The sequence below is a fragment of the Cupriavidus sp. CP313 genome, from assembly GCF_054072015.1.
Window position 1 is genome coordinate 22,106 of sequence record NZ_JBSVZB010000045.1, and the last position, 15,541, is coordinate 37,646.

General features: G+C 63.1%; 15 protein-coding genes and 9 pseudogenes. 11 read left to right on the forward strand and 13 right to left on the reverse strand.

All coding sequences use genetic code 11. The annotated features are described in order from the left end of the window. Positions 1 to 15: 15 nt before the first annotated feature. From ACW4E8_RS36860 to ACW4E8_RS36870, 3 genes and pseudogenes are all read left to right on the forward strand, one after another. A pseudogene (locus ACW4E8_RS36860) lies at positions 16 to 1,209 on the forward strand (IS110 family RNA-guided transposase); the annotation flags it as partial. A gap of 37 nt (positions 1,210 to 1,246) precedes the next feature. Continuing rightward, positions 1,247 to 1,606 (forward strand): annotated as a pseudogene (locus tag ACW4E8_RS36865) (helicase-related protein); the annotation flags it as partial. 125 nt (positions 1,607 to 1,731) lie between these two features. Further along, a complete protein-coding gene (locus tag ACW4E8_RS36870) occupies positions 1,732 to 2,139 on the forward strand; it encodes a calcium-binding protein (RefSeq protein WP_456809004.1) in 408 nt (135 codons plus the stop codon). 96 nt (positions 2,140 to 2,235) lie between these two features. Here ACW4E8_RS36870 and ACW4E8_RS36875 read toward each other — a convergent pair whose 3' ends face one another. Together ACW4E8_RS36875 and ACW4E8_RS36880 are read right to left on the reverse strand one after the other, a co-directional pair. After that, the gene (locus ACW4E8_RS36875) at positions 2,236 to 3,696 is read right to left on the reverse strand and encodes a PQQ-dependent sugar dehydrogenase (RefSeq protein WP_456809005.1); all 1,461 of its coding nucleotides are present in this window, start codon (positions 3,694 to 3,696) and stop codon (positions 2,236 to 2,238) included. Positions 3,697 to 3,832: 136 nt separating this feature from the next. Further along, on the reverse strand, positions 3,833 to 4,015 hold the full coding sequence (locus ACW4E8_RS36880; protein ID WP_456809006.1) for a hypothetical protein: 183 nt from the start codon (positions 4,013 to 4,015) through the stop codon (positions 3,833 to 3,835). 184 nt (positions 4,016 to 4,199) lie between these two features. Between ACW4E8_RS36880 and ACW4E8_RS36885 the strand changes: the two are divergent. The 3 genes and pseudogenes from ACW4E8_RS36885 to ACW4E8_RS36895 form a co-directional block, all read left to right on the forward strand. Beyond that, positions 4,200 to 4,301 (forward strand): annotated as a pseudogene (locus tag ACW4E8_RS36885) (IS5/IS1182 family transposase); the annotation flags it as partial. Positions 4,302 to 4,454: 153 nt separating this feature from the next. Next, positions 4,455 to 4,610, forward strand: coding sequence for a hypothetical protein (locus tag ACW4E8_RS36890; RefSeq protein WP_456809007.1), 156 nt, complete (start codon positions 4,455 to 4,457; stop codon positions 4,608 to 4,610). A 200-nt stretch (positions 4,611 to 4,810) separates the two neighbouring features. Continuing rightward, a complete protein-coding gene (locus ACW4E8_RS36895; RefSeq protein WP_456809008.1) occupies positions 4,811 to 5,668 on the forward strand; it encodes a GNAT family N-acetyltransferase in 858 nt (285 codons plus the stop codon). 119 nt (positions 5,669 to 5,787) lie between these two features. Here the strand turns inward: ACW4E8_RS36895 and ACW4E8_RS36900 are convergent. Next, positions 5,788 to 5,877 (reverse strand): annotated as a pseudogene (locus tag ACW4E8_RS36900) (IS6 family transposase); the annotation flags it as partial. Between the two features lie 76 nt (positions 5,878 to 5,953). Next, a complete protein-coding gene (locus ACW4E8_RS36905) occupies positions 5,954 to 6,301 on the reverse strand; it encodes a CzcE family metal-binding protein (protein ID WP_456809009.1) in 348 nt (115 codons plus the stop codon). 634 nt (positions 6,302 to 6,935) lie between these two features. On the opposite strand from ACW4E8_RS36905, the gene rpsR reads away from it, so the two are divergent. From rpsR to ACW4E8_RS36920, 3 genes and pseudogenes are all read left to right on the forward strand, one after another. After that, on the forward strand, positions 6,936 to 7,214 hold the full coding sequence (rpsR, locus tag ACW4E8_RS36910) for a 30S ribosomal protein S18 (protein ID WP_456809010.1): 279 nt from the start codon (positions 6,936 to 6,938) through the stop codon (positions 7,212 to 7,214). Positions 7,215 to 7,278: 64 nt separating this feature from the next. Next, positions 7,279 to 7,671, forward strand: a pseudogene (gene rplI, locus ACW4E8_RS36915) (50S ribosomal protein L9). Positions 7,672 to 8,079: 408 nt separating this feature from the next. Then, positions 8,080 to 8,187 (forward strand): annotated as a pseudogene (locus tag ACW4E8_RS36920) (magnesium chelatase subunit ChlI family protein); the annotation flags it as partial. A gap of 323 nt (positions 8,188 to 8,510) precedes the next feature. On the opposite strand, the gene ACW4E8_RS36925 reads toward ACW4E8_RS36920, so the two are convergent. From ACW4E8_RS36925 to ACW4E8_RS36940, 4 genes and pseudogenes are all read right to left on the reverse strand, one after another. Next, positions 8,511 to 8,663, reverse strand: a complete 153-nt coding sequence (locus ACW4E8_RS36925) for a hypothetical protein (protein WP_456809011.1) — start codon at positions 8,661 to 8,663, stop codon at positions 8,511 to 8,513. Positions 8,664 to 8,704: 41 nt separating this feature from the next. Then, a pseudogene (locus ACW4E8_RS36930) lies at positions 8,705 to 8,761 on the reverse strand (hypothetical protein); the annotation flags it as partial. Positions 8,762 to 8,861: 100 nt separating this feature from the next. After that, positions 8,862 to 8,966: pseudogene (locus tag ACW4E8_RS36935) on the reverse strand (hypothetical protein); the annotation flags it as partial. Further along, complete coding sequence (locus ACW4E8_RS36940; protein ID WP_456809012.1) at positions 8,963 to 9,310, reverse strand: hypothetical protein; 348 nt, start codon at positions 9,308 to 9,310, stop codon at positions 8,963 to 8,965. The gene ACW4E8_RS36940 and the pseudogene ACW4E8_RS36935, both read right to left, overlap by 4 nt. 935 nt (positions 9,311 to 10,245) lie before the next feature. On the opposite strand from ACW4E8_RS36940, the gene ACW4E8_RS36945 reads away from it, so the two are divergent. Together ACW4E8_RS36945 and ACW4E8_RS36950 are read left to right on the forward strand one after the other, a co-directional pair. After that, a complete protein-coding gene (locus ACW4E8_RS36945) occupies positions 10,246 to 10,770 on the forward strand; it encodes an OmpH family outer membrane protein (RefSeq protein ID WP_456809013.1) in 525 nt (174 codons plus the stop codon). Between the two features lie 76 nt (positions 10,771 to 10,846). Beyond that, a pseudogene (locus tag ACW4E8_RS36950) lies at positions 10,847 to 11,464 on the forward strand (rhodanese-like domain-containing protein); the annotation flags it as partial. Here ACW4E8_RS36950 and ACW4E8_RS36955 read toward each other — a convergent pair. The 5 genes from ACW4E8_RS36955 to ACW4E8_RS36975 all read right to left on the reverse strand — a co-directional run bounded on the left by ACW4E8_RS36955 (position 11,446) and on the right by ACW4E8_RS36975 (position 15,423). Beyond that, positions 11,446 to 11,583 (reverse strand): hypothetical protein, encoded by a 138-nt coding sequence (locus ACW4E8_RS36955; protein WP_456809034.1) that lies wholly within the window; start codon positions 11,581 to 11,583, stop codon positions 11,446 to 11,448. The pseudogene ACW4E8_RS36950 and the gene ACW4E8_RS36955 overlap by 19 nt on opposite strands. Positions 11,584 to 11,811: 228 nt before the next feature. Beyond that, positions 11,812 to 12,771, reverse strand: coding sequence for a Bug family tripartite tricarboxylate transporter substrate binding protein (locus ACW4E8_RS36960; RefSeq protein ID WP_456809014.1), 960 nt, complete (start codon positions 12,769 to 12,771; stop codon positions 11,812 to 11,814). Positions 12,772 to 12,872: 101 nt separating this feature from the next. Continuing rightward, a complete protein-coding gene (locus ACW4E8_RS36965) occupies positions 12,873 to 13,052 on the reverse strand; it encodes a hypothetical protein (protein WP_456809015.1) in 180 nt (59 codons plus the stop codon). Between the two features lie 50 nt (positions 13,053 to 13,102). Further along, entirely contained in the window at positions 13,103 to 13,345 is a 243-nt protein-coding gene (locus ACW4E8_RS36970) for a hypothetical protein (RefSeq protein WP_456809016.1), read from the reverse strand. A 1,247-nt stretch (positions 13,346 to 14,592) separates the two neighbouring features. Next, positions 14,593 to 15,423 (reverse strand): DUF2188 domain-containing protein, encoded by an 831-nt coding sequence (locus ACW4E8_RS36975; protein ID WP_456809017.1) that lies wholly within the window; start codon positions 15,421 to 15,423, stop codon positions 14,593 to 14,595. Positions 15,424 to 15,541: the final 118 nt, after the last annotated feature.

Here is a 15,541-nt window from a genome sequence, read left to right on the forward strand (position 1 = left end):
CTGGCAGGAGGTAACATGCAGGTTCTCTATCCACGCTGCGCCGGACTGGACGTGCACAAGGACACCATCGTGGCCTGCGTGCGCTGCGTGTCCGCCCCCCAGCATCGCGAAGTGCGCAGCTTCGCTGCCACGACGGCCGGGCTGCTCGCGCTGGCTGACTGGCTGGCTCTGCACGGCTGCACGCACGTCGGCATGGAGGCGACGGGCATCTACTGGAAACCGGTCTGGCACATCCTCGAGGGCCAGTTCGAGCTGGTTCTTGCCAATGCCCGCCACATCCGCAACGTCCCCGGACGCAAGAAGGACGTCAATGACGCGATGTGGATCGCCGGCCTGCTGGCGCATGGCCTGATCCGCGCCAGCTTCGTGCCGCCCGCTGCGACACAGGAATTGCGCGACCTCACGCGCACGCGCAAACAACTCGTGCGCGAGATCGCCCAGCACAGCCTGCGTATCCAGAAGGTCCTTGAGGATGCCAATCTCAAGCTCGGCAGCGTGCTGTCAAACGTGCTCGGCTGCAGTGGCCGCGCCATGCTCGATGCCATCGTTGCCGGCGAAGACAATCCCGAGCGGCTAGCCGCGCTGGCCCAAGGCAACGCGCGCAAGAAGACACTCGAACTGCGCGAGGCACTGCGCGGCCGCATGACTGCTCACCACCGGACCCTGCTCAAGCTTCACCTGGACGTCATCAAGGCACTGCAGCACACGCTCGCTGAACTGGACGCGACCTTGGGAAAAGCGCTGGCGCCGATCCGGCAATGCGTCCACCTGCTGACCACCATTCCCGGCGTGAGTGACGTGACGGCGCAGGTTATCCTGGCTGAGGTTGGCGCCGACATGAAGCGCTTCCCCGATGCCGCCCACCTGATCTCCTGGGCGGGCCTATGTCCGCGTAACGACGAGAGTGCAGGCAAACGCCGCAGCACCCGCGTGCGCAAGAGCGGCACATGGCTGAAAACCGCGCTCGTCACCGCCGCATGGGCCGCCGTGCGGGTGAAGAGCAGCTACCTGCATGCCCAGTTCCTGCGCATCAAGGCAAGACGCGGCCCAAAGAAGGCCATCCTCGCGGTCGCCGCCTCAGTGCTTACGGCCACCTGGCACATGCTCTCCAACGGCGATGAGTATGCAGATCTCGGCTTCGATTACTTCAGTCGACCGGATGCCAGCAAAACCATCCAACGCCTGCTCAAGCGCCTTGCCGACCTGGGCTGCCAGCTTCAGCCCGGCCTCCCCGACATGAACGCTTCTTACCAGCCTGAAGGCCGGCGGTGTCGGTCTGAACCTGACCGCGGCCGACACCGTCATTCACTACGATCCCTGGTGGAACCCTGCCGTTGAAAATCAGGCCACGGACCGCGCTCACCGTCTCGGCCAGGACAAGCCCGTGTTCGTCTACAAGCTGATCACCGCCGGCAGCGTCGAGGAGAAGATCGTCGCGATGCAGGAGCAGAAGGCGGCGCTTGCCGAGGCGATCCTGTCGGAGGATGCCGCCGGCGCCGTCAAGTTCTCCGCCGAAGACTTCGAGGCGCTCTTTGAGCCGATCCCGGCTGCACTACCCGTCGTGCCTGCGACGAAGTCGCGGTCTCGTACCAGGACGGGAACATAAAATGGCCTTGCTGCAACGCATTCTCGACGTCTGACCACCACACCCCGCATGGCAATGCCTGGAATCGACAACAAACGTGAACAGCGCAGATCGTTGTCGACGCGTACACCGAAGAGGAATTTGCGATGGCGTGGTACTGCCATCTCGAGGACAGCCTGAGCTTCCCATTCGAAGCGCGGGTACGGCATCCTATGGCCGCTTCCCCGCTTCGCTCCGGCGAACGAGTCTCCGTCACTGGGCCCGCTCATGACCAGCTGTGCCGCGTCTCCATCTTTGTTCAAGTGCAGCACAACCAGCGCGAGATCGTCGTGCCCTTGCCCAACTCGTCCCGGTTCGCGCCGGCCAGAGTACGCGACTTGCTGTCTCAGACTGGCACTACTGGTGCGACCAACATTACAGCTTCTGAGCTTCTCACTGTCGCCGGCTGCGTCCTCCGACTGAGTTCCCCCGAACAATACAGGCTCGATGGCCGGGAAGGGCTCGTTCGGCCCACTTTCAAGGTCAATGGCACCCCGCAAAGCCTTGCCTGTTAATGGCTGTCGGGAGATTTTCAGTTTTCGGCGGATGGGCAAAAATAGCCTTCTACATCCAGGTGGGCAGCGCCTGACATTAGTCCACTGCGTCAGGCGCTAGGGCGCGCCGCGCTCGACGATGCGGTACACCCTGCCGCTCGTGCCGGACGCAAAGGTATCGGCCAGCACGTAGAGTTCGCCCTGCGCATCCGCGCCGAACGAGAACACGCTGTCCGGGATGGCAACGCCCCAGTCCAGCTGCTCGGCCGCCGCGTCCCGGTAGGCAAAGCTGCGCAGCCAGCCGCTGCACAGGTCCGAATAGAGGTAGCGTCCGCGCAGTGCCGGCATGGCGCTGCCGCGGTAGACGTAGCCGCCCACCACCGCGCATCCGCCAGCGGCGTCGTGCCCGTATTCCAGCTGGGGCAGGACAAAGCCCTGTGTGCTGCACGGCACGGACGCCAAGCACAACGAGCCTTCGGTCAGGTTCCAGCCGTAGTTCAGGCCGGCGCTGGCCAATGGCGCCACATCGATTTCCTCGCGCTGGTTCTGTCCCACATCGGCAATATAGAGATTGCCTTCGGCGGGATCGAAGGCAAAGCGCCAGGGATTGCGCAGGCCCATGGCCCAGATCTCGCCGCGCCGGCCGGCCTGGGCGGCGAAGGGATTGTCGGGCGGGATGGCATACGGCTGGCTGCCGGCGCGGCTGACATCGATCCGCAGCAGCTTGCCCAGCAGGGAGCCGGTGTCCTGCGCGTGTCCGGACGGATCGCCTGCGCCGCCGCCGTCCCCGGTGCCAAGGTAGAGCATCCCGTCGGGGCCGAAGGCCAGCAGCCCGCCGTTGTGGTTGCTGAAGGTCGGATGCGCGATGCTCAGCACGATGGTCCCGGCCGTGTCCGCCACGTTGGGATTTGCCGCGGACACCTGGTAGCGGGCGATCGTGATATCGCCTGCGGTGTCGGTGTAGTAGACGTAGAAGCGGCCGTTGGCGGCATATGCCGGATCGAACGCCAGCGAGAGCAAGCCGCGCTCGCCGTCCATCGTCGTCAGGTTCGAGATATCCAGGAATGGCGTCGCCAGCAGCACACCGTTCTGCACGATGCGTATGCGCCCGGCGCGCTCGGCCACGAACAGCCGCGTGTCATTGGCCGGCGCGGTCAGGAAGACTGGCGCAGCCAGCCCGGAAGCCACCTCCCGCAGCGCGAGGCTGAAGGACTGGGCGGCCGTATAGGTCACCGTGGCTGTCGCGGTTGTGCTGCCTACGGCCACCTGCTGGGTGGTGGGCTGCGGAGTCAGCGTCGTGCTGCCGGTCAGCACTGCTGCAGCCGTCACCGTGTAAGCCCCGCTTGCCAGATTGGTCAGCGTGGCGGATGCGCCCAGGCGCTGGCGGAAGCCGCCGGGGCCGGTCACGGTCACATCGCCGCTCGTGCCGGCGGGCAATCCCGAGATCACCACCGAGAGCGCGCCGCGTGACGACCCGCCGCTGGTGATGACAACGTCCACGCTGCCGCCACAGGCTGCCAGGATGAATCCAGCCAGGAGCAGGATGATGCTGCGGATGACGTTTCGCGCGTGTACCATCGATCCAGTCTCGCAGATTGGCCTCGGGGACCAGCCGCCGTGCGCACCGGTGCGCGCCGCTGGAAGGTCACCCTTAAAAGCCTAGCGAGCCGAAGCCGATGTGCCAAGGCATGGCACCACCCCGCATCTCAGGAATCTAGGTCGCCGCCAGCGCCGGCGGCCGCCGGCGCGACGCCGCGGCGAACGCGATCTGTGCCAGCCCGGCGGCCAGGTTCAGCCCGACGCCGGCCTGCCAGGCCACCGGACGGCCGTGCTCAATGACCAGCTCCGACCGCACGTTGAACGATGGTATCCCTCCATCGCCGGAGAAGAAGACCACCGCCTTGCCGCTTAGTCAGCCCCCATTTTGGCGCGGTCTCCAAAGAACACAAAGAAGGTCGCCGCCAACCGGGAAACCGGGATGAGCCCTGATCTTCCGCGTCGATCTGCCGCCGCAAGGTGGCAGGAGAACGGCTGGGACGAGCCGTGTAAATCGAGAGGTTTACGCACGGTTCTGTGGGCGGCTGGCCAAGAACACGGCGCAGTTGTTCAGCCTGTTCGGTCTGGCAAATCTGGGGCTCGCCAAAAATCCGTTGTTGGCGCTGCAGGGGAGCAGTCCGTCCTGAGTGCGAAGATTGCGCCAGAAATGGCGCGAAATGGGTGCCATTCGGCCCCAAATCGGGCTCAAACCACTCCCACTCTCCCGAATTGTGAAAGTCGATGTCAAACAAGCGCTGACGCTCCGCTCAGCGGCTACTGATCAGCGATTCCCGCAGGCCATGAGCGATGCCCCGCGCTTGCGGATCGAGCATGGGCCGATGGTCAACGTCGAGTCGCACTTGCCGGCGGACGTGATCGCCACTCTGCGCGAACGGCGCCACAACCTCGTGGTCGCCCGGCGCCGGGCGACACTTTCGCAATTTCCGAGTTCATGATCGCTATCCACACGTGCTTAGTTCGACACCGGGCCATGCTATCGGAGGTTTACAGCGAAGACGCCCCGGTTTGTCAATTCGCCTTATGGCGAATTGAAATTGCCAGTTCGGTTTCTAAGCTGTGAAGTCCATGCGTAACGCATTGATTTTGTGGAATATGGTTTTCGGTTGCCTGGGCCCTTGAAAAAAAGAGAACCTTGATGACGCTGCAACTCAGATCAGGAAAGCCGGAAGACGCCGCGCGATGCGGCGCCATCTGTTTCAGCGCCTTCGCGGCGATTGCCCAGGCACATGCCTTCCCGCCGGATTTTCCTTCGCCCGATGTAGCGGTTGGCCTGATGGCTGACTTGTTCTCGCGCGAGGATGTCTTCTCCGTCGTAGCCGAAATCGACGGCGACGTCATAGGCAGCAATTTTCTGTGGGAAGGTGGGCCAATCGTCGGCATTGGCCCCATCACCATCGACCCCTCGGTTCAAGACAGGAAAGTTGGACACGCCCTGATGGAGCACGTACTGCAGCGCGGCCGCAGCCGGAATGCCGCCGGCATTCGACTCGTCCAGGCGGCCTATCACAATCGCTCGTTGTCGCTTTACGCCCGTCTTGGCTTCGAAGCGCGGGAACCGCTTTCAGTATTGCAGGGCAGCGCAGTGAATGCAAAAGTCCCTGGCTACCCAGTGCGGGCGGCTGTACCATCAGACCTCGACGCCTGCAACCGCCTATGCCTGCAGGTTCACGGACATGAGCGCGCGGGCGAACTGCGCGATGCAATCGGCCAGGGAACGGCGAGTGTGGCTGCACACGACGGACGCATTGTGGCCTACGCGACCGCCATCGGATTCTTCGGGCACGCCGTCGCTGAAAACAACACGGGCATGAAAGCGCTGATCGGCGCCGCCCCCGCCTTTGCCGGCCCCGGATTCCTTCTGCCCACGCGCAATGGGGAGTTGCTGCGCTGGTGCCTGGAACGCGGGCTGCGCATTGTGCAGCCGATGACCTTGATGAGCATCGGGCTATACCAGCAGCCGGAAGGTTCATTCCTGCCGTCGGTCTTGTATTAAGGCGAGAACGCCACCGCCGCAGCAGCCAAACCAAAAGCCTGATCACACCTCCGGCCACTACGGGGGGCGCTGTCAACTTGCCGATAGCGAGACAAGGCAGTGGCACGCAGGTCCACCGCTCAAAAAGCAGTTGACGGATTTTGGGCCACTTCGGTGAATTCGTGCCAGGCAGCGAATCTCGCAGCAAGGTGCTTGCGATAGCGCGAAGCCCCCGAACCCAGGAGTTACGCGGGGGTGAAAACAGGCCGGGCCACCGGGAGATGGACGCCAGCCGTTTCCGCTCGATTAGCCAGCGGTAAAAAGCTTGCTCCGTTCAATATAGAGGATGATTCCACTCGCTTCAGGCACGTCCGGAAGAATGACACTCAACTTCGACGACGCGCCGTCGATTGACTCCAGGAACGTCCATGCCACCGTCCGGCTTCCCGCCTTGAATGCAACAGTTTCACCGGAATCCACCTTCACATATTTCACCCCTGGCGTCAGGGCAATCGCTCGACTTGCCGTCGCGACAGGGGCTGGGCTTCCGAGGAGTTCAGCTCTGTGCGCCGACGTCAGGGGCGCGCATGCCGAGACGATGTAGAGGACTGGGAGCACGAGCGCAGTGAGGAGAGTTTGCTTATTAGTGTTCATGATTAGCCCCCAGGCATATGCGAACGAACTAGCTGATTCAAGCGAAAACGGTGCCAGTCATGGTAGGCGCTTGATTTCGTTGAAATAAAATTGCGCATCAAAACGGCCGGTTTGCTGCAGCGCGCAGTCCTGTTTCAGCCGTGAAACAGAGGAGCAGCGGCACTGCCTCCTGAAGCAAGACCAATCCAGTCGGGAGCGCGCGTAGGCATAGGTAGCCAAACTGGCAGCCATCTGACATCAAGCGAGGAACACTCTGCCGGCGCCAATCCACGATGGGACGGTGGCACGAAGCAAGCGGGGAGACCTGCCGGCGAGGTGAACGCTGGCAGGAGTCAGAGTCCCGATAGTACTGCACACGGAAGAGTTGAACCGTGGAGACCTGCGTCAGAGCAAAAGACGCATTAGGGAAACCCCGGTAGCGGCCTGAGCATCAAGCAGTGTTGTGGCGCAGGCTTTCATGGCGGCCACGATCGGGCACAATGGGAGTCGTATTACTGTAAGTTGGCCTGGGCTTCCCCGCACTGCGCTCACGCTTCGCACTTGGCCTGACCGCCGCGGGCTCGCAGGCGCCGCAACGGCAAGGCTCTTGTCTTCCATATCGCTGATATGTAAGGCATCGGTAAGGGATCGAATCATGGCATTCATCAAACGTAGCGACAAAAAGAAGAAGCCTTTCAAAAGGGAAAGCTCACTGTTCAAGCGCAAGCGCTATTGCCGCTTCACCGTGGGTGGCGTGGAACAGATCGACTACAAGGATCTGGACACCCTGAAGGATTTCATCGGCGACAATGGCAAGATCACGCCCGCTCGCCTGACTGGCACCAAGGCGCACTATCAGCGTCAGCTCGATACGGCCATCAAGCGCGCGCGCTTCCTCGCGCTGCTGCCCTACACGGACCTGCACAAGCACTGATTGCCCAGGCCGTTAAGGAAAATACGATGCAAGGAAAAAATTATCAGCTTGGGCTGCTTGGGGCTTGGGTGACATCGTTCGGCGTGAAGGACGGCTACGCCCGTAACTTCTGATCCCGAACAAGAAGGCCCGCCGCGCTACGCAAACCGCCATCAGCGATTTCGAAGTCAAGCGCGTCGAACTGGAAAAGGCTGCCGCCCAGAAGCTGGCCGCCCGTGCAGGCCGAAGGCGAGAAGCTGAACGGCCTGACCGGAAGTCCAGTGGGCGGCTGCCTGTTCGATTCGGTCACCAACGCAGGCATCGCCGAAGCCCAGGGCACCCAAGGCTCACAGTCAAGAAGGCCCAGGTGCGCCTGCCCAACGGCCCGCTGAAGCTGGTGGGCGACCAGGTCAGCGTTGCGCAGCATACTGACGTGGCGGTCGACGTGACCGCGTCCGTCCTGGGCGAACACGTCTAAGCATTGGCATTGCCGCCGGCAAGGGCTGTCATCCCGGGCCGGTGGAGTGTGTCAGCGAGGGAAGGCAGAAGCGTTCGCTTCTGCCTTTTCTTTGGGTGCGCCCGGCAGGGCGCGCCCATGCCTGCGGCCGGGTTGAAGGCACTTAGCAGCGCGACCTCGCGGGATCGGGTGTGCATGACAGCAGCGACGCTCGTGCTTGAACCGATTTTGCAACTCAATACACCGAGGACGCCAGTAGGGAAGGGAGGGTGACTGCATCGATCGCCCGTGGCACACGATGGCGCCTGAAGCGGGCGACCGAGGCCTCGTCCGCTACCGGCTCCTGCAACAGGCTCTCATCGGTAGCTTGCGTGAAACGTAAGGATACCTCTCATGGCAGGTGGTTGCCCCGCGTCCTCAGGCTTTTGAGTGCTAAAGATCGCCCGCATCATTGCGGATCTCGACCGCGCCGCGATCCTGCAGGCCGCCAACGTGGGCGAAGCGATTCAATACCGGCGCGCGCTGCGCTCCTCGTAGGATGGCGGCGGTACCGCCACTGGCGGCTCCGCCGGTGGCGGTGGATGCTCGATCGGCGGCAAGTCCGGCGGAATGCCCGGGGGCGGCGGCTCCTCGATCGGCGGCACTGTATGGGCCGGCCGGTGGCGGGACTGGGCAAGCGGCGTCAGGAAGGTGCGCATGGGACGTCTCCGCGATGGCGATCTGCCTTCATTGAAGCAAACCCACCGCCCGAGTGCCACCAGCACGCCCATGCCCCCGCATAAAAAGCTCAGGTCGGACAGGAAACCAAGCTGACTGAAGCACCGCCTTGCCGGCCACGACGCTGCCGCCAAACGTCGCGGTCACGCCTCGGCGCCATGGTGGCGCGGCTCGCTGGCGTGGATGACAATCGGGTAGATTTGCGTCGCCCAGCGCCGGCCGGCGAAGACCCCATAATGCCCGACGCCCGTCTGCACGTAATGATGCTTCCGATAGGGGCCGGCAGGCAGCTGCACAGGTCGTGGGCCGCTGCTGTCTGCCCAACCGCGCAAATGTCGTCCAGCTCACCCTCAACGGTCAGCAGCGCGGTGCGCCGGATGGCGCGCGGGTCCACGCGGCGGCCCGAGACTGTCAACTGCCCACGCGGCGGGGGCGTGCTGGGGCACCCGGCTGACGGTGTCGAGATAGAACTCGGCCGGCACGTCCATCGTCGCTAAATGGTCCACATAGAAGGCACTCGCCTCCGCCTTTGCGGTCTCGCCCCGCACGCGATACTGGTAGCCGTCGAGGAGTGCACCCATGTGCCGCGCCGGATTCATGGCCGCACACCTGCAGGAAGCCCGGGCGGGCCGGCCCCGCCGAAACGCAGCGGGACCCGGTCGATCAGATGCTGTTCGAACCAGGTAAGCGGCGTGGTCACGGCCATTTCGTCGACCAGGGTGGGGGCGATCCTTGTATCGTTCGGTCCGGCTATCAGCGTCATGCTGCGCGGCTGTGCCGGGTGTCCGTCTTCGGCCATCAGCGCCACCGCCGCCAAGGTTGCCACGGTCGGTTGCCAGGCCGCCACCACGTGCGTGCCCGGACCGAGCCGCTCAAGACATTCAATCAGCAGGGCAACAAAGTCGTCGAGCCCGAAGGGGCCATGCAAGAGCGGCACGCGCATTGTGTCAGTCGGTGAGGTAGACGTCGTGCTCGGGCAGCATCGTGACGACCGTGCTGCGCAGGAGGGTAGCGCACTGTCCCGCGGGTGGCGCCACGAGTAGCACCCGTGGTTGCCGCAGTGGAACGGCCTTCTTAAAATGGAAAAGCGAGCAGAACGGCGAAAGCCCAAAGCTCCCCGCCGGGCGCTCTGCCCGGACGCCGCGCTTGGCGACGCGGTGCAGGCGGCGGCGGTGCAAGCGACCGCCTGCAGCGGGCAGATCGGCTGGTACACGAGAGACCCGCAAACGCGGATAACCTGCCGATGCCCAGTGGGAGCGTGCTTGTGTCCATTAGCGCTGGGGCATCGATTCTTTGTGTCGATGATAAGACACTCGTGGGAAGTTCGCCCTAGGGGCGGCGACCGTTGGTGCGCCGACGGCAGTGGGTGTGTCGGGCCGATCATTCGAACAATCTGGCGGATTGCTACTAGAAGTCCTTCTCAATCAGCGATTTGCACGTCCCGTGAGTAGCGAAATCCGCGGAGTGTCGCCAAGTCGCTGCAAGCGGGCCCGCATACGACCAGCGCCAAACCGCCACGAATTGGACGCTCTCGCCCCGGGTTGAGAACACATCAGGCTATTTCGCCATCCGTTGCAATGCCGGGACCGGTCGAAGCAGCTCGGGAAGTTGAGCGATTCGGACGATTACCCGAGGCCTCTTGGAGGCAAGGGGAAGCGTCAGTCACGAAGAGCAACCAGCACGGCACCATAGTGGTTGCGGCTCGTTTGGCCAGCCTCGCCGTGTCAGCCTGGCGAGGATGTCAGCGATTCAAGCATTTTTCTTTGGGAGAACGAAATTTACATGGGAGAAGACCGTGGCTGTACACACATCGGCAGCGGCAACATACAGCACTTCCGGTTCCAGATTGCCACGGCGTTCCGATAGAGATTCCAATTGATGAAAACGTCAACTCCACTGCTCAGATCCCTGACCGCTGCCGCTATGGCCGCCGCGCTGTGCGCGGCAGCACCGGCGCAGGCGCAGCGAGCGCGCATCGCCGCGGTCAATTCCGAGCGTATTCTGCGCGACTCGCAGCCCGCCAAGCAGGCCCAGAGCAAGCTCGCACAGGAGTTTTCCAAGCGCGACCGTGAACTGCAGGACATGGCCCAAAAGATCAGGGCCCTGGCCGACCAGCTCGACAAGGACGCACCCATGCTGGCCGATCCCGACCGTCAGCGCCGCCAGCGAGAGGTGGCCGACCTGGACCGCGAGTTCCAGCGTAAGCAGGGAAAATTCCGCGAGGACCTGCAGCGGCGCCGCAACGAGGAGCTGTCCCAGGTGCTGGAGCGCACCAACCGCGTGATCCGCCAGTTGGCCGAGCAGCGCAGGTACGACCTGGTCATACAGGAAGCGGTCTACGTGAATCCGCGCATCGACATTACCGAAGACGTGATGAAGGCGCTGGAGGGTAGTGGCAAATAGGGTGAATCGTGCGAGATCTGGCCGATCCAAAGAATGCTGATCGATCAAGAGTTCGCGCATCCTACGACTGCCCGGGATGCGAGGAGTCGTCCCGAGGAAGCGGCCCCTGCATACGCTTTGTACGTACGATCAGCTATGTCGCGCCCTGGGCACAGACTCGCGGGTTGCGCATCGTGGCACAGTGACGCCCCCGCCAGCAATCCGGTGGGGGTATAGAGGGCATTTCGATGCGCGCGGCCCCAGGCGCGTTCCCGCACTGCAGGCCCTCAGGGCCACCGGTTGTGGGGACACGCTCGCATGGGACGTCCATACCATCGAGTTGATCGGCAATGAGCCCGGCCTGCACCTGCATTTCTATGGACTGGCGCTGGACCGCCTGAGCCGGCGCGTGGTATTTGAAAGCGCCACTGTGGCAGCTACCGGCATTTCGGGCCGCCCAGGCCATATCGCCCATGCCGCCGTCGATGCGGTAGCGCTGAAGGCGGCGCTGGCCGACGGCGACGAGATCGCGCCGCTGGACGTGCGCGAGACCGGCGTCTTTGTGCGCGGGCATCTGCTACTTGCGGCTTCTGCGCCGCTTTGGCGGCTGGAGCTGTTGCTCGACAAGCTGGTGCCGCGCCGCGACACGCGCATCATCCTGACCGATGGCGGCGACGACGGCGATCGCCTGGCGCATCAAGCGGTCGCCAAGCTGCTGCGCCTGGGCTGGCGCAACGTGTCGGTGCTCACCGGCAGCACGGCGGCGTGGGCGGCGGCGGGGTTCGAGATTTTCAGCGGCAGCAACGTGCCCAGCAAGGCCTTCGGCGAAGTCATCGAGAACCCTCGGGGAGAACTTGCAAGGGCGGGGATTTTGGGGCTTACCCTAGGGCCAGGGCTGTGGAGTCAGCGCCTGGTGCAGCGCACTCGCATGGGCTGCATTGGCCCCGGACACTGCGATCTGAAGAAAGGCCGTCACGGATGTGATCCTTCCGAGTCACATCCGTTTATCGAAAGGCTACCCGGAATGGCTGCCAACCGGCGACGCACAGACCCACCGGGCCTTCAATCCGCCGTCGCGCCCGACCGCTTCACTACCGTCGCCCATTTCCGAATCTCGCTATCGACGAACTTTCCCGTCTCAACCGGCGTCATCGGAATCGGCTCCGATCCGCGATCGGTCATGAACTTGTGCAGATCGGGCGATTGCAGCGCCTTCACCGTCTCCGCATTGAGCTGCCTGACGATAGCCGGCGGCGTGCCCGCGGGCGCCATCATCACCGCCCACCCAAGCGCTTCGAAGCCCGGTACGCCTTCTTCACGCACAGTTGGCACCGACTGCAACTGCGGCACACGCTTTGACGTTGTTACGGCCAGCGGCACGGCCTTGTTGGTCTGGATCAGCGGCATGGCGGCGGTTACCGAATCGACCATCAGCGGAATCTGGTTGCCCAGGAAGTCCGCCTGCGCGGGGCCGCTGCCTTTGTAGGGAATATGCACGATAAACACGCCGGTCTGTGCCTTGAGCATTTCCGCAGACAGGTGCTGCGTGCCGCCGATGCCGGCGCTGGCGTAGCTGTACTTGCCCGGTGCGGCCTTGGCTTTGGCGATCAGGTCACGCAATGATGTGAAGCCCGATTGGGGCGTGGCCAGGAACACCAGCGGCACCGAGAACACACCCGAGATCGGCGCGAAGTCCTGGCGCGGATCGTAGTTGATCTTCTTGTAAAGCGTCTGGTTGATGGCCATGGCGCTGCCGCCCATGACCAGCGTGTAGCCATCGGCCGGGGCTTTCGCGGCCACTTCCATGCCGATGTTGCCGCCGGCACCGGCGCGGTTTTCTACCACTATTGACTGACCGAGTTGCTTGCCGAGCTTCTCGGCCAGCGCGCGCGCGAAGATGTCTGTGGCCTGTCCGGGCGGGAACGGCACGATCAGCTTGATAGGGCGGTCCGGGTAGGCGGCGTGGGCGGTGCTGGCAATGGCCAGCAGCAGCGCAGCAAAGAGGTTGCTCGACAGCTTCAACGGAATCTCCTCAAATGAATGTCGACGACGTGACGTCTCTCGATGGCGTCATCAGGTGAGATTCTACGCCCGCGCTTATGGTCTGCCGGGCCCGGGATAGTTCATGCGTGCAAGCGTGCCAGCGCCGCCGGGTAGCACGAGTACCGGCAGGCGCTGTGCTGGAATGCGCCGAGCGGTCCCATTCCAGCACTGTCCTCAAACGTGTTGGTCTCACTGATCAGGAACGCTGCGGCGAGCGCGGCGGCGATTACGCCGAAGGCATAGACGAGCCTGGTCTTCATGGCTGCCTTTCTTGAGAGAGCAAGAGCTTCGCGACAGAAGCTCTTGCTGGTCAGAGTGGAACCACCTTGGAGGCCTCAGGCGAATAGAGGGGGTAGAAGATTGGTGGCTGGTAGCCTGGAACGCCAGGAAGTTCGCGTAGCAGCCGCGCCAGTCCCGGCGGGAGGCCAGGGTCCGGATTGCGGATGGTCAGCGGCTCGTAATCCATGTAGCTCTTGCCGCCAGCCAGGGCGGCCCTGGCGGCCTGGTCGAGTTCGCGCAGGCGTGGCAGGTTGTTGATGGTCAGCGTAGACATGTGCATCTCCTTGAAGTCGTGGTGGAAGGACGAACGGCGGGTGGCGCGTTCGTCCTTCACTACGCACTGGCCGTGCCATAGGACAACGGCACGCGGAGTGCACGGCAAAGCGCAGGATCAGAGGAAACAGACGGGGTGCGGCCAACACCCGGAGAAAAACGTTGGCCCCGGTCGAACGGTCGTGACCAAGAAGCGGGTACGGCTTCGCGATAACGCGAAGCGTTCCCTCGCCAGCCCTTCTCCGCACTCCGCGCTGCCGATGTAGCGGGGGCGGCGTATCAGTTCTCACATGTACCGGATCCTCGAAGATGCCAATCTTGAGCGGCACCGTGGGCGCAGGGTTCTTGGAAGGGCCTTAGGGAAAGTGTTCTGCAGTTTGGCGATGGTGTGCACCACCGAATCGACAGGCTCTGCGGGCTGGGCCGAAGCCGCATCCCGCGCGCGTAGCGCCTTTGCCTTTGCGTTGGCCTTTTCGGCCTTTGCTGCGACCATCACCGGCCGGCTGTACATAGCCTTCGAACTGGGCGAGAAGTGCTGGAAGCTCTCGCTGAGTGACGCCATGCAAGGGGGAGCCGCTATACCATGGTCGCGGGTGACAAGGAGGCGGTGTTGACTGTTTGCCGCTACGGGAATGGGCGGCTGCAGGGTGGGCGAGGGCTTGAAGTGGAAGTGCGCCAAAATCGGACGTCGTCCGATAAAAAACCCGCACATGGCGGGCTCGGGACGGCCGGGAGGGGGTCAGGCTATGACCCGGTGATTCCGGGGTCGTTCGTTAATACCCTCAACGCGCGCACGGCGTTGACTCTCTGTCGGCGGGCAATGGCATGCATGATAAGCGCGCGGTGCATGATTAGTTCCTTGAGGCTGTCGCGTATATTCGATCGAACTTGCTCGGCAGTCTCGCTGTCGATGCCATCCCTCTTCAAGTGCGCAATCCGCTGTTCCTGCGCGTCAAGGCGTTTTCCTAGGCGCTCGATGGCCTGATCCGTTTCGTCCAGGTCTTCGAGGTCATCCTTTATGTTTCACGTGACCGCTAATCCCGGTTGCATGATGAGCTCCATGCTGATGGCTATGTCTCTGTGATGGTCACGGAGCGAAGGCGCACGTCTCCGGCAAGGTTCTCCAAACGGCAGCAGGCGATGAGCGGTACATCAACCAAGGCTGTCGCGCGGATCGTTGCCAAAGAAGTCGCGCCCCTGGATCTGCCTGAGGTCAGCTTTAGGGCAGGCTTTTCGGGCGGGCACAGGTCATGCGAGGAGTTCTTGTTTGTCGCCAGAGGCGGCGCACAGGCGCACGCTGCCATCGTGGCGCTGTATGTGAAGTTCGGCGTTCTCACGCCTCGCCAAGACCCATCCTGCAGCTATGGCCGCTTCCAATGTCGGGAACCTGTGCAGCCACTTGGGGAGGCTGCCCACCTCTAGCGCCCCGTGCCTGAGCCTGAGCGCAGTACCGGCGCTCAGCAGCGCCTCCCCAGCCTGATTGGAAAAGACGACTCGTCCCTCCTTGTCCAGAGCGAAGATCGCAAGGTCTAGTTGCTCCATCAGTTCGGTCCCCAGCGCAGCGTCCCGGTGAAGCGCCTTGGCGTCCTGCCAAAGATTGATCGCTCGGTGCAGGTGTGGGATCAGGCTGGCGGCAGTCTCCCTCTCTTCGTCGGAGTAGGGACGTCGACCGGCGGCGCGCAGCAAACCTAGGAGGGTTTCGCTGCTGCCTGGTCGGGTAAGGCGGGTTCCCATGAGATAGCGCAGCCCGGCTGTCGGGATCTGGTAGTCCTGGTAGAACTCGCTTTGTGCGACGTCACGCTCGCTGATGTGGTCCTGGCAGCAGACGAGCGTCCCTGCGGGTGCACGCGCCACCAAGCTCCGCCTTGGATCCAGCGCGCCATAGTATTGCTCATAGCGCGTGATGATCGGGTCCCAGTCGATCCCGGGTGAATATACCGAAAATCGCGGGCAGTTATTCACCGGATCTGGAACCAGGTCGCGCCGACTGCCTCTGAAGTACTTTGCAGGACTTCCAGGAAGTCGTCTTGTCGAATGGCGGCCTCGTAGAGATCCCCAATCAGATTGGTCGTTCAGCATGCACGCTCCCCAACGGATTTGCGACCAGAGCCTGTCAGGCGGCTCTTTTGGTCGAGGCTCTTAGATCTAATGGCTAAGTACAATAGCGAATTCTTGATGGTGCCCACTTCTCCACCAA